A 13,946-nucleotide genomic window follows, 5' to 3' on the forward strand; every position below is an offset into this window, starting at 1 on the left:
GCCAAGCCCGTGCTCGACGAGGACACCGGCCCGTTCCACCACGTCGTCTGGCTACTCGGTGGCCCCACGCTGTTCGGGATCCACCAACACTCTCAACCCGAGAGCAGCGACGCCTTCAGCGAGCTCCGACCCGGGCTCGACCATGTCGGCTTCGGCGTCGCCAACCGCTCCGAGCTCGAAGAGTGGCAGAAGCGCCTCGACGAGATGGGAATCTCACATGGTGGGATCGTGGACGCGTCATACGGTTGCGGGCTCTCCTTCCGCGACCCCGACAACATCGCGCTCGAACTCTTCGCGCCGCCGAGTTGAGGTCGCGCGGAGACCTGGTTCCACGGAACGATGGAAGCGCGGAGGGTGCAGTGACAACCGTCGACCAGGCGCTTGCAGCGTGGGGCGCCTACGACCGTGACGACCCGTTCCCCTTGTTCGCCCAGGTCCGTCGGCTCGGCGCGGTACACCAGGTCACGCTCGCCGACGGACACCAGGCGTGGCTGGTGGTCCGTCATGCCGAGGCGCGGGTGGCGCTGAACGATCCGCGGCTCTCCAAGGACATGCAGGCCGCGCTCGCCTCGGGCGGGGAGGTGGTGGCCGAGGGTCTCCCCGGGCCGGCGTTCGCCCGGCACATGCTCGTGGTCGATCCACCCGATCACACCCGATTACGTCGCCTGGTCGCTGCCGCGTTCTCGGTTCGCCGGATCGAGGGCCTGCGTCCACACGTCCAGACCATCGTTGACGACCTGCTCGATGACGTCGCGGCACGAGGGCCGGAGAGTCGGGTCGACCTCGTCGAGTCGTTCGCGTTCCCCCTCCCGTTCACCGTCATCTGCGAGCTACTCGGGGTACCCGAGGCCGAGCGCGCGGTCTTGGGGCGCGAGCTCACCGCACTGCTCGCGCCCACCTCGACACCGGAGGAGTACGCAGACGCCAAGCGCGCGTCAGACGCGGTGGTCGAAATGCTGACCCTGCTCGTCGAGGCGAAGCACGACACTCCGGGCGATGACCTCGTCAGTGCCTTGATCAGCGCGCGTGACGGCGACGAACACCTCGATCAACAGGAACTGCTCTCGACGATCTTCCAGCTGATCGTCGCGGGGCACGACACGACCGCCAGCCTCATCGGCAACAGCGTCGTCGCCCTGCTCCACCATCCCGAACAGCTCGCCGCCTTGCGCGCGGCCCCCGGCAAGATCTCCGCTGCGGTCGAGGAAATGCTTCGCTACGACGCACCCGTTCCCCATGCGACGTTCCGCTATGCGCTCGAGCCCATCGAGATCGGCGGCGTGACGATTCCGGCCGGTGCGCAAGTCATCATCAACCTGGCGTCGGCGAACCGAGACGCCGACCACTACACAGATCCCCGAGAGCTCGACATCGATCGGACGGACGCGCGACACCTCGCCTTCGGACATGGCATCCATTTCTGCCTCGGTGCGCCGCTCGCCCGCATGGAAGGCCAGCTCGCACTCGGCTCACTGCTGCACCGGTTCCCGCAGCTGCGGCTCGCCATTCCCATCGACCAGCTGCACTGGGGTCACGGCGACGGCCTCGTCCTCCGTGGCCTCAGTCAACTCCCGGTGTTCCCCGAGCCCGCCCTCGCGCGCGCCTGACACCGCGTCGACGCGCCATCGGCCGACTCACGTAGCATTGGCGTCGGAACGGGGAGGCGGCGTGGTGGACTTCGAGCTCGAGGCGCGCACCAAGGCGGGCGCGCGGATGGTCGAGTTGGCCGATGAGCACGCGGCCGACTTCGCGACGCGGGCGCAGCTGCACGACCGCGAGAACAGCTACGTCGTAGAGAACATCGACGCGATGAAGAAGAGCGGCTTTCTCGCCGCGTGCGCCCCAGAGGAGTTCGGCGGCCTGGGCGTCGAGTCCGTGCACGACATCACGGTGGCGATCTCGCGGTTGGGACGCGGCTGTGGTGCGAGCGCTATATCCGCCAACATGCACATCGGCGCGGTGTGGCTCGTGGCGCGGGCGTGGCAACAGGGCATGGCAGCCGGCGACCCGGCGGTCGGAGAGGGCGTCGCCCGGTTCCTTCCGCTGCTCGGGCGGTCGCAAGTGGTGCTGTCCGGCGCCGGTACCGAGTCGGGCAACTCGTTCGTCTTTCCCCTCACCGAGGCGACCCCGGTCGAGGGTGGCTACAAGGTCAACGGTCACAAGGTCTTCGCCACCAACTCCGACATCGCCGACTCGGTCTCAGTCGTTCTCCGCGTGCCCGACGGTGAGGGGTGGTACCGCTCGGGTACGGCCATCGTGCTGCGCGGGGCGGCGGGCATGGATGTGCGGGGCAACTGGGACGCGCTCGGGATGCGGGGTTCGGGCAGCCACGACGTCGTGTTCACCGACTGCTTCGTGCCCGAGGAGATGATGCTTCTCGGTAACCCGCTCGGGACGTTCACAGCTGAAGGCTGGCCGAGCGTCACCGCGGTCAACTATCCACTCATCGGCGCGTTCCTCGGCATCGCCGAAGCGGCCCGCGATCTCGTCGCCAACATCGCCAAGACGACGCGCAAGAAGCCATTTGACGTGCTGCTGGCTGAACGGCCGGCTACGCAGTTTCAGATGGCCGAGATCGAGGTTGGCCTGGCTTCGGCACGCGCGACGCTGGCGCGCACGGCCGAGTTGATCGACTCGTACTTGGAGCGGCCGGACAACGAGCTCACCATCGACGATGTGCACGCGATGATGAAGGAGTGGCAGTGCACGAAGCTGGTCGTGAACCGAGCGGCTACTGACGTCGTCGATCGAGCGATGGCACTTACAGGCGGGCTTGGCTACCTTGCCGACAGTCCGTTGTCGCGCATGTACCGCGACGTCCGAGCCGGCCCTTTCATGCAACCGCTCTCGCCGAACGAGGCCTTCGAGTACATCGGTCGCGTCGCGCTCGGCCTCGACCCCGACGCCGAGTTGCGTGAGGTGATCCAGCGACTGCGTACAGGCGCGTAGCGCTTGTCGTCGATGAACTGACCCACGGCGCGAATCAGGAGTCGATGCTCGGGTGAAGCGGGTTGTGAGGGTTCGCGATGGTCGCGCCCGTGGACTTGCGTCTCTCTTCGTCTTCGCACGCGCCGAGTGGCGAGTGCGCTGGCGGTCGCACGTCGTGGTTGCCGGACTCGCAGCGGCGGCCGTTGCCGCGACCGTGGCCACGCTCACCGCTTCGGCCCGGTCCGAGACCGCGTTTCATCGCCTGCGTGCCGCCACGCATGCGAGCGACGCGATCCTCTTCGATCCCACCACCCAGCGCCCCCCAGCCGAGGCTGTCGCCGCCGTCGACGCCATCGCCGGCGTAAAGGACGCAGGGGCAGAAGCCGAGCTCTTCGTGCGCCCCGCCGGGACCGATTACTTCCCCGACTACAACCTCTACCCCGTCGCGCCGCTCGGACCTCAGAGCGCTCATGCCATGGATGTGGCGCTCATCACCAAGGGTCGTCCCGTCGATGCCGGGCGCGTTGACGAGATCGCCGTCAGCGAGAAGCTCGCAGCCGACCTGGGCGTTGGGGTCGGCGACAGGATCACGCTCGAGTCGATGACTGCCAAGTGGGTCGATGCGGCCAACAACGGGGGTGATCCCGGGCGACCGGACGGCCCGCGGGTTCGAGTCGAGGTGGTCGGCCTGACGCGCACGCCAGCCGACTTCGGGCGCTTGAAGGGCCTCCTTTACCTCAGCCGAGCGTTCGTCGAACGCTACGGCGGACAGCTCAACGTCCACGCCGGCGTCGCCGCCCGGCTCTCGGAGGAGGCGTTGCGCCAAGCTCGCCGAGGCACCCTGTCCGGTCTTGCGGGCGCCGAGGTCGACCCGTCCCCGTTCGGCGACGATGCCGCCACTGACGACGGCCTCGGCACGATCGCCACCGCGCTGCGGCTGGTGGCCGCGGCGGTCGCCTTGGCCGGTGCGATCGCCACCGCCCTTGCTCTCCTCCGCCTCTCGCTCCTCGCGCTGCGCGATCGGGCGACGCTCGTGGCGCTGGGCTGGACGAAGACGCAGCTCATGTCAGCCGCGGTTGTCGTCTCCGCGCCGTGGATGGCCATGGGCATCGCCGTCGGGCTCCTCGCCGGCGTGTTCACCTCGCCCCTGGCTCTCGTGGGCCTCGCCCGCCGCGTCGATCCGACGCCCCGCTCCGTCGTGCTCGACACCGGTCTCGTCCTCGGCGCGCTCGCCGGTTCCATCGTCGTCGGCCTGATCACGATCGCACTCGCCGCTCAACGAGCCGCCTCGCCGCAGGCCGAGAGGGCCCGACCCGCGGTCCGGGCTCTTCCCCTTCGCCGTCCGCTGGCCCTGGTGCTCGGTGTTCGGTATGCGCTCTTCGGTGAGACCGCGCGCGGAGGCCGAACCAGTCGGGGCGCGCTCGCGGTGGTGGCAGCCGGTGTCGTCGGAGTCGTGGCGGCGCTCTCGGTGAGCGCCTCGATCGCCCGGCTACAGACCGATCCATCGCTCACCGGTCAAGGTACGAGCCGGGTGATCGACAGCGGCAAGTCAATGGACGTCTACGACCGCGCCCTTCCGTTGCTGGAGAAGGACGACCGAGTGGCGATGCTCGCGGGCATCCAGGTCAGCTTCTCGATCTCGGCCGTCGGCGCCGGCAGTCAGTCGGCGGTCGGTGCGGGCGATCTGACGGCTCTGGCATATGACATCAGGCGCGGAGAGCTGGGCGCGTCGGTTGTGCGTGGACGCATCGCGCACCAACCCGACGAGGTGGCCTTGGGCCCCGCTACGTTGGATCACCTCGGCAAGGACGTTGGCGATCGGATCGAGCTGCGCGGCACCGGACGTACGGCCGAGTTCCATATTGTCGGCTCGGTGCTCTTTCCCGAGGGCGACTTCGCGCACGACGACGGGGTCGCGCTCACCGCGAGCGGTGCCGACCGCCTCCTCGGCAACGTCCACGATACGGACGCGCTCTACCAGGTCGCCTTTCGGTGGGCGCGCGGCGTGGACGCGCACGCCGCGGACCAAGAGCTGTCGGCTGCGGGCCTGCAGGTGCTGACCAACGAAGACGCCCTCAAGCCGGCGGCCGTCAACAACCTGGGGGACGTCGAGGTGCTTCCCCGCTACCTCGCGGCGTTCGTCGGTCTGCTGTGTCTGGTGACGCTCGGACATGCGTTGGTCGTCTCGGTACGGCTTCGCACTCGGGAGCTGGGAACGCTTCGAACGCTGGGCATGACCCCTCGGGCGAGCGGAGCCATCTTCGGCGCCCACGCGTTGACCATTGTCGGCGTCGCCGTGGCCGTCGGCGTGCCCGTCGGGCTCCGCGCCGGCGAACGAGTCTGGACACCGATCGCCAACCGGGCCCACGTCGTCGTGCGGACCGTTGCGCCTTGGTCGTGGATCGAAGTGCTCCTCTTCGTCGCCGTGGCCACCACCGGAGTGCTGACCGCGGTGCCGGCATGGCGAGTGCTCCGGTTGCGACCAGCCGACACTCTGCGCGCGGAGTAGCACGCGAAGTGACAGCGCACCGATCGGGGTCGCTGGGCGCCGGCGAGCGTGGGCGCCAACGCGCTTGCCCGGGGGGCATCGCCCGGGCGGTCGCGGGTAGACAGGCATCCTCGAACGGCCCTGGGGAGGCGACCATGCGACGAGGAGGCTCGTGGCCCCCCACCCGCGGAGCGCGCCGTCGGCGCGGCGCGAACGCGATCTCTCGTCGCCCGCGGCACCGCAGCGCGACTCGATCCTCCGCGGTGGCATTGGCGGTGCTCGTCGGTCTCGCCCTGTGCCTTTCGCTTCTGACCTCGAGATCGCTCTTCCCGCTCTACTCGCTGAACCACGACGAGCCCATGTACGTCCTGCAGGCGAAGATGCTGCGCCAGGGACACCTGACGCTGCCGGCCAAGCACGCGGAATTCGTCCGACCCTGGGCCGCCGGGGTGCGTGGTGGTCGCATCGTCATGAAGTACGCCCCGCCGTGGCCGGCCGTGATCGCGATCGGTGAGACGCTGTTCGGGAGTCGGCACGCGGCTCCCGCTCTCACCTACGCGACGGCAGTGCTCCTGGTGTACGGGTTGAGCTTCGAGCTCTTCCGTAGCCGCCGAGCCGCCATTCTCACGGCCGGACTGCTCCTGCTCTCCCCCGTCGCCATCCTCCAGAGCGGCACGGTCCTTCCGTACCTCTTTCAGTTGACGCTCGAGCTCGCGTTCGCCGTTCTGCTTCTCTCCGGGATGCGAACGGGATCGAACCGTCGCCTGGTCCTCGCCGGCGCGGCCCTCGGTGTCGCCGTCTTCGCACGACCGGCCGACGCGCTCCTGTTCGCGGCGCCCTTCGCGGTGCTCTTGGCCTCCACCCACCTCCACTCGCTCCGGGCGCTCGTGCGGCGGGCCGGGTTGGTCGCGGCCGGGGCTGCTCCCCCGTTGTGCACGGCGCTTCTCTACAACTTCCACACGATGGGCAGTCCCTGGCGACCGCCGTACAACGTCACCGGCCGGTACGACACCTTCGGCTTCGGCCGACGCGGCACCTTTGACGACAACACGTTCCACTACGGGCCACACGCGGCGGTTCGTGCGCTCGACAACCTCTGGAGTCTTCCCGGCTGGTCGTTCGGTGGCATCGTCCTCGTCGCGCTGGCGGTCATCGGGCTGGCGACGAGCCGCCCCATCGGCTCGCGCGCTTGGGCCGTGGCGGCCGTGACCCTGACCATCCCCGCGGGCTACTTCTTCTTCTGGAGCCCGTTCACGATGGCCCACGTGTTCCCCGGGCTGGCGAGCCTGGGGCCCTATTACCACGTGCCGGTCATCGTGCCCCTCGTCGTCTTCGCCGGACGCGGGCTCGATCGCCTGCCGCTCGACCGATGGCGCGGAACTGGAGTGGAAGTCACGGTGATGGGAGGTCTGGCCGCAGTCATGGTGGCGATCACGGCGGCGACTGTGCCGCCGAAGATCTCGAGAAACGTCGAGACGACCGATGACCTGCGGGCGGCGTCGAAGGCCATCCCTGTCGCGAAGCTGGGACGCGCGGTGGTGTTCCTCGCCGAGCGACCCAACGAGGGCGCCGCCAGCCGCACGCCGTTCTTGCAGGACGAGCTTCCCCTCACCGGACGTGTCGTGTTCGCCAGTGACCTCGGGCCCCCCGACATCGACTTCCTCGATCGAATGCCGACCCGCGTGCCGTACCGACTCGACGCGGCGCTCCCACCCGGCGCGCAGCTCTTCTCCCCGACGCTCGAGCTGACGCGGATCACGCGCTCTCGCGGTGCGCTCATCGTGGTGCACGCGGTCGTGCGGAGCCCGAGTGCGGGTTCTTGCCTCACCGCCTACGAGACCGCGGGATCGGGCGAGGAGTTGCCGACATCGAAAACCGTGATCCTCGACCGAGCGTCTTCGGCGGGTGAGAGCTACGAGGCGGTCTGGACCTTCGCCCGTCCGCGATCGGCGGGCGTGCTTCCGGCGTCGACCGTTCTCGCGGTGGGCGAGGGCTACCTACGGGTGGGAGTTGCGGTCGGACCCACGTGCGATCCGCGCGCGTCCGAGCTCTACGAGCAGCGATTCGCCTTTCGGTCCGAGCGATCAGGTTTGCACGTGCTCGCACCCGGCTACGGGTGGCACCAGCTGCACCTACGAGGCCGTCGACCGTTCTGGGTACGCGCGCAGGTGGATCCGATACTGGACCGCGTCGTGGTGCGCGCCGACTCGGCGCCGCTCACCCGCATGTCGGCGCCGCGCCGCTGACCAGCACCTCGTCCGCGTTGGTCGGCGCACCCGCGCCCTGCACCTTGCCACCCCCGACCACGCGAACATCGGTGCCGCAGACAGCCGCTTGCACACCATGGCGCGCAGTGGGCATGGAGGGGCGGGTCCTCCACGAGTCGTGGACGGTGTCGTACGACTCCACCGTGTCGAAGACCCGCCCGCCCCCCTCGCCACCGATCACGAGAACCTCCTTGCCCAGCACCGCGACCGCGAACCCGCCGCGCGCAGTCGGCAATCGCGCCAGCCCGGTCACCCATCTACCAGTGGTGAAGTCGAAGGCGTCGTTCGCCGTGACCGTCGCATCGATCGAGGTGCGGCGGCCCCCGATGGCGTAGAAGCGGTCACCCACGACCGCTCCCTGGAAATGGTCGCGGGAACGGGGCATGTCGGGCAGCGCAGCCCAGCGCCCGGTCGCCGGGTCGAACACGTCGAACCAAGGGACGGCCACGCCGGCGTGGAGGCCCCCGGCGACGTAGATCTTCCCGTTATGAATCGCGATGGCGCCCGCGCCCCGCTTGCGCCCGTGCAACATCGGGGTCGCGGTGCTGAAGCGATCGGTGCTGGGGTCGTAGACGTAAACGAAACCCGACGCCGGTGAGGGCCAGCCGAGAAGGCCCCCCACGTAGTACACGAGGCCGTTGAGCTCGACGGACTGCACGTGGTCGAGCGGGGCCGGGAGCGGCGCGACGGTCTTCCACGAATCGGTCAACGGGTTGTACGACTCCTGCACGGTGCTGCGTCCACCGGCGAGAAGGAACGTCCCGGTGTTCGGCAGATAGACGAACGAGACCTCTTGACGAGCGAAGCCGCTCGGTGTGGATCTCTTCCAGGTCGCGGGGTCGGCGTCACACGCGGATGCGGAAGCCACCAGCGCGGTGACAGCCAGAAGCAGCAGCGCCCTCCGGGCTCCTCCCGAGCTCATGTGGGGTTCCCCGGAGTCGCCTCGATCAAATCCCACGTCGCCGGGAACGGCTGCGCCCCGGACGAGGTGGCGATGACGCCGACGGCGAGCCCCCGAGTGGTGCTGGCAAGCCAGTCGGAGGGAATCGCCGAGGTCGATCCGAGAGTGGTGAGCGGACTTGCCACTCCCCCCGTCGTGACGCGGTAGCGCGGCTGCACGGTGCTCGAAACCGGGTCGACGGTGACGAAGAGGTCGACGCTGTCAGGCCCCGGCATGGTCACCGGGGCGACCGGGCGGCTCGAGACAACGCCGCTCGTTTCCTTGAGGAACTGAACGCCGGGGGAACCACCGTTGGCCGTGACAACCAGCTTGACGTAGTTGTCCTGATCGCCGGCGCCGATGAAGACGCCCATCGATTGGCTCCCCTGAGGCGTCAGACCTGCGAACGGCCCGATCAGCCGGGTGTGGACCGTGAAGGTGCCGGTGCTCGACGGCTGGGTGTTGAGCCCGAACTGGAACGCGTACTGCTGGTTGTTCGAACCGGCGTACGCGTCACCCGGGGGGACGCTGTCGACCGTCATCGCTCCCGCCGCTCCGCCCGCTGTCATCCGCGTGGGATCGTAGAGGCTCGCGTAATCGGAGTGGCCGTTTGACATCAAACCGGTCCAGCCGAGGTTCAGGATGCCTTTCGCGTTCGCGCCGCCGCTGTCCCACGTGTACGAGACGGGCACCCGGGTCAACAAGCCGTTGGCCGCGTCGATGGCGAAGGCGTCGGCGGTGTCGGCCACCCGATCGTTGTCGTCGTCGGGATCGTTGCGGTCGGAGACGAAGTCTCCGTCCCAGTCGTGAGGTGTGTCGGCCGCGGAGCAGGCGTTGGTGCCGTTGTCGATCTCGTCCGCATTCGTGTATCCGTCGTGATCCTCGTCGATCGACGTGTTGTACGAACCACTGCACGCCGGCGGTTGCACACCGCCGTAGTCGTTGGGCTCGAACACCCAAATCGCGCCGCTCGTGATATCTGCCATCCAGATGGTTCCCGGGAACGTGTCGGCGTCGCCCCGCGCGACCACGTCGATGGGATGCGCGGCCACGTTGGAGAACAGTGTTTGCTTCAGAGTCACGCCGTCGCCGTTGGCGTTGAGCTTCACCCGCAACACGTTGTCGTAGTAGTCGGCGATGAGGAGATCGCCGTTCATCTGACCGCCGAAGTTCGACGCGGTGTACTCGGTCAACCCTGTCGTGGCGGTGCTGAAGCTCGTGAGCGCGTGCTTCGCGGTGGTTCCCCGAAAGTCGCATTCGACGGGATTCGCAACTGGCACCGGAGACTGAGGCGAGGAGTCGTTGAACGTGTTGGCCCGGTTGCCTCGTGTCGGGTTGGCGTGTCCGCCGTAGTAGCCCTGACCGGTGATGAGGTGCAGCGTGTCGGCCTGAGTGTCTCCCGGTTCGTTCGACTGGTTCGTGCACTTCCCTCCGGGACCCTCGCCCACCGGCACAGCACCCCAGCCCGCATTGGGCCCGTTGTCGGTGGTGTACATCCGGCCGGCCCGGCTGATGAGGAGGTCGTACGGATTGCGAAAACCAGGCGCGTACACCTGCACCGGCCCACCGGGTACCAGCTTCGCCTGCCGGCGCCCGAAGTCGCCTCCGAAGGGCCCGGACAGGTTGGGGTACCGCTCGCTCACCAGCGTCGGCAGGTCGTAGGTGGTGTTGCCGATGGCGTCGAGGTCGATCTTGAGGATGGCGGCCGAGTACGCGTATTCGGGCAAGAAGTTGAAGTTGTGCGACGGGGCGCCCTTGTTGGTGTTCCCCCCCTGGGCCAGGTAGAGGGTGTGGGAGGCGGGATCGAGCGCGAGGCCGTTAGACGCGTGGTTCTCCTGTGAACGAGGAAGCCCGCGGACAAGGTCGAGCCGCGCCCACGACGAGCCGGCTCTCGTGAGACGCGAGACGACGCCCGAGTTGGTGTCGAGATCCGTGAGCTGGCCGCCACTGCCTCCGCCGCTGCGGGGGTCACTCGACGACACGTAGATCACCGGATTGGTCGCCGACCCCACGACGAGCATGCCGGTGATGAGCCGCTTGGTCACGTCGGGGTTGACGACCTCGGTGGCCGTCACCTGATAGGCGTTCGCGCCCGAGCGCGTCACGGTGTAGATCTTGATGATGCCGTTGAACTGGGCGACGTAGAGCCGGCCGTCCGGTCCGAACTGCAGCGAGGTCGGAGTCACCGACGACGCGCGTTGGAGCGTGCTCTTGCCGAAGCCGATCGCGGGTGGGGGATCGCAGGCCGCGAGGAGACCACCAAAAGTGATGACGAGCACGCACAACGGCACCGCGTTACGAACCAAGAGGCGCCGGGCGGGGCCGCCGCCGCTGACCTCCCGACTGGACTGCGTTCTCCGGCCTCGCCGTGCGTGGAGCCGGATCCCACACGTGTACCCCAAGTCCACGTGCAACCCCCTCGGCGGATACGTCGCCCGACCCTACCTCCGCGTCGGCTGAGACGAACCCGCGGCCGCGCGCCTTCGCCCGGGCGCGTGGGCAGTGGTGACGATGGCCGCCTTGACAGCTGAATGAGTGCTCACTCAGAATGCGGCAGTGGTGCAAGCAGCCGAGACCCGCCAGCGCCTTCTCGCGGCCGCCGAGGAGGTTGTTCAGCGCGAGGGTGTCGTCGTTGCGCACATCGCGGGGCGGTCCGAAGGCAGCATCTACAACCACTTCGCCGACCGGCTCGAGCTCATCATGGCGGTCATCGACGCGCGCCTCCCCGACTTCGTCGCGGTGCTCACCGACCTCGTTCCCGGACGCCGCAGCGTGGCCGTCAACCTGGAGCGGGTCACGCGAGCGGGCATCGCGTTCGAACAGGCCATGTTCCCGCTCGTCGCGGGCGTGGCGGCCGACCCACAGCTGTTGGCTCGTTTCAAGGCGGTGATGTTGCCTGCGGACAAAGGCCCGCACCGTCCCCATCGCGGCATCAGTGCGTACCTCGAAGGGGAGAAGGCGCTGGGCCGAATCAGCCCCGACGCTGACTGCACGGCATTGACGCTCATGCTGATCGGCAGCTGGCGCGAGGCGGTGTTCCAGGAGCTCTTCGGCCGCCCGCCGATCTCGTTGCGCAACGCCCCCCGCCGTATCGTTCGTTCGCTTCTCTCGAAGGAGACTCCATGACTCTCGCCGGACTGGCACGCTGGTGCTACCGCCGCCGCCGCCTCGTCGTGCTGTTGTGGATCGTCGGCTTCGTCGTGTTGAACGCGCTGGGAGGGGTGATCGGCAGCGCGTTCAGCGACAACTTCAGCGGGAGCCACTCCGACTCCATCGCCGCCTTCGATCTGCTGAAGGAGCGCTTTCCGGCCCGCGCCGGTGACACCACCGACATCGTGTTCACCTCACCCCGGGGCGTCAACGACGCCGACGTGCGCGGCGCGATGGACGCGCTGTTTGCCGAAGTCGGGCCGGGCAAGGTCGGCCACGTCGTCGCCATCGACACGCCCTACCAGGGTGTCGGCCGCGTCAGCGCAGACGGCTCCATCGCCTACGCGACCGTCACCTTCGACAAGCAGGCGGGCGACCTGCCGGCCAAGGCGGCCCAGCCCCTGATCGATGCGGTCAAGAAGGTGAAGGTCCCGGGGCTCACGGTCGAGCTGAGCGGTCCGGTCGTGGCCCGGGCGCTTCAGCCGCCGATGGGTGCCACCGAGGGGATCGGTCTGCTGGCCGCCATCGTGATCCTGTTCGTGGCCTTCGGCTCGTTGCTGGCCATGAGCCTTCCAGTGATGGCCGCCATCTTCGGCGTCGGCATCGGCTTGGTGTTCGTGACCCTGCTCAGTCACGTCATCACAGTTCCGTCGTTTGCGCCGTACGTGGCCATCATGATCGGGCTCGGCGTTGGCATCGACTACGCCCTGTTCATCGTCGTGCGCTATCGGACGGGTCTCCACGACGGGCTCGACCCCGAGAACGCCAACGTGCTCGCGCTCACGACAGCCGGCAGGGCGGTGCTCTTCGCCGGCTGCACCGTCATCATCTCGTTGCTCGGCATGTTCCTGATGGGCATCAACTTCATCTACGGCCTGTCGATCGGCGCCGTGCTCGCTGTGCTCATGACGATGCTGGCGTCGGTCACCTTCGTGCCGGCGATCATGGGGTTCGCGGGCACGAAATTGGCCGCCAAGGAGCACAAGCGTCGTCACCACCGCGAGACGGCGGCGTTCCGATGGAGCCGCCAGATCCAGAAGCGGCCGTGGCTCATGGCCGGCATAAGCCTGGCGGTCTTGGTGACCATCGCGGTTCCCATGTTCTCGATTCACCTGGGCGTCGCCGACCAGGGGAACGACCCGACGTCGTTGACGACCCGGCGCGCCTACGACCTGTTGGCTAAAGGCTTCGGCGCCGGCTCGAACGGCCCGGTGCTGCTGGCGGCCGATTTCACCGGGACCACCAACCAAGACACCGTGACCAGCTTCGCCGCCACCCTTCGCGCTGATCCCGACGTCGCCTTCGTGGCGCCGGCCAACATCAATGCGGCGGGCAACGCCGCCGTAGTGCCGGTGATCCCGAAGGGTGCGCCGCAGGACCGCTCGACCGAGCAGCTCGTCCATCGGCTCCGATCGGAGATCAAGCAGCGGGGCCTGGCGGTGCACGTCGGGAGCGTCACCGCCATTGCGATCGACGCAAGCGACCACGTTGGTAGGCGTCTGCCGGTCATGGTCGCGGCCGTGATCGTGCTGTCGTTCCTCCTGCTGCTGACCGTGTTCCGCTCGGTGCTGGTCGCGGTCAAGGCCGGCATCATGAACCTGTTGTCGATCGGCGCCGCCTACGGGGTGATCGTCGCCATCTTCCAATGGGGCTGGTTGCGCACCGTGGTCGGGATCGGCCGGCCGGGCCCGATCGAGTTCTGGGTGCCGATGATGCTGTTCACCGTTCTGTTCGGCCTGTCGATGGACTACGAGGTGTTCCTGCTCTCGCGGGTGCGGGAGGAGTACCTCGTCAGCGGCGACAACGCCACCGCGGTGGCCGACGGACTGGCCTCGACCGCTCGGGTGATCACCGCGGCGGCCGCCATCATGATCGCGGTCTTCGTGTCGTTCGTCCTCGGGGATCTGCGGGTGCTCAAGCTGCTGGGGCTCGGGCTGGCCACCGCCATCTTCATCGACGCGACCATCGTCCGCATGGTGCTCGTGCCCGCGACGATGGAACTGCTGGGGAACGCCAACTGGTGGCTGCCCAAGTGGCTCGATCGACTCGTCCCCCGCATCAGCGTGGAAGCGCCCCCCGACGTCGCGGCTGCCGCGCCCGCCGCGGCGGCCGCGGCGGAGCCCACGACGCCGGTAGCGGCCGGCCGGCGCGCAAACCGTTAGCACTGCTCGAC

9 protein-coding genes are annotated in these 13,946 nt (G+C 68.4%); 7 read left to right on the forward strand and 2 right to left on the reverse strand.

Annotated features, from left to right (window positions below; all coding sequences use genetic code 11):
• The 5 genes from E6G06_15750 to E6G06_15770 all read left to right on the forward strand — a co-directional run.
• On the forward strand, positions 1-309 hold a 309-nt coding region (locus E6G06_15750; protein ID TML88610.1), incomplete at its 5' end, for a VOC family protein.
• A 50-nt stretch (positions 310-359) separates the two neighbouring features.
• Positions 360-1,607, forward strand: a complete 1,248-nt coding sequence (locus E6G06_15755) for a cytochrome P450 (protein TML88611.1) — start codon at positions 360-362, stop codon at positions 1,605-1,607.
• A 64-nt stretch (positions 1,608-1,671) separates the two neighbouring features.
• Positions 1,672-2,949, forward strand: coding sequence for an acyl-CoA dehydrogenase (locus E6G06_15760; GenBank protein TML88612.1), 1,278 nt, complete (start codon positions 1,672-1,674; stop codon positions 2,947-2,949).
• A gap of 133 nt (positions 2,950-3,082) precedes the next feature.
• Positions 3,083-5,437 (forward strand): FtsX-like permease family protein, encoded by a 2,355-nt coding sequence (locus E6G06_15765; GenBank protein TML88613.1) that lies wholly within the window; start codon positions 3,083-3,085, stop codon positions 5,435-5,437.
• Complete coding sequence (locus E6G06_15770) at positions 5,389-7,662, forward strand: hypothetical protein (GenBank protein ID TML88614.1); 2,274 nt, start codon at positions 5,389-5,391, stop codon at positions 7,660-7,662. Before E6G06_15765 ends, E6G06_15770 begins: the two co-directional genes overlap by 49 nt.
• On the opposite strand, the gene E6G06_15775 is transcribed toward E6G06_15770, so the two are convergent.
• Positions 7,634-8,605, reverse strand: coding sequence for a hypothetical protein (locus tag E6G06_15775; GenBank protein ID TML88615.1), 972 nt, complete (start codon positions 8,603-8,605; stop codon positions 7,634-7,636). The genes E6G06_15770 and E6G06_15775 overlap by 29 nt on opposite strands.
• On the reverse strand, positions 8,602-11,037 hold the full coding sequence (locus E6G06_15780) for a hypothetical protein (GenBank protein TML88616.1): 2,436 nt from the start codon (positions 11,035-11,037) through the stop codon (positions 8,602-8,604). Before E6G06_15780 ends, E6G06_15775 begins: the two co-directional genes overlap by 4 nt.
• Before the next feature lie 145 nt (positions 11,038-11,182).
• Between E6G06_15780 and E6G06_15785 the strand changes: the two genes are divergently transcribed.
• Positions 11,183-11,749: a TetR/AcrR family transcriptional regulator gene (locus E6G06_15785; GenBank protein ID TML88617.1), complete on the forward strand. Its 567-nt coding sequence runs from the start codon at positions 11,183-11,185 to the stop codon at positions 11,747-11,749.
• Entirely contained in the window at positions 11,746-13,935 is a 2,190-nt protein-coding gene (locus E6G06_15790; GenBank protein TML88618.1) for an MMPL family transporter, read from the forward strand. Before E6G06_15785 ends, E6G06_15790 begins: the two co-directional genes overlap by 4 nt.
• Positions 13,936-13,946 lie beyond the last annotated feature (11 nt).

Source organism: Actinomycetota bacterium, from assembly GCA_005888325.1.
Lineage (GTDB): Bacteria > Actinomycetota > Acidimicrobiia > Acidimicrobiales > AC-14 > AC-14.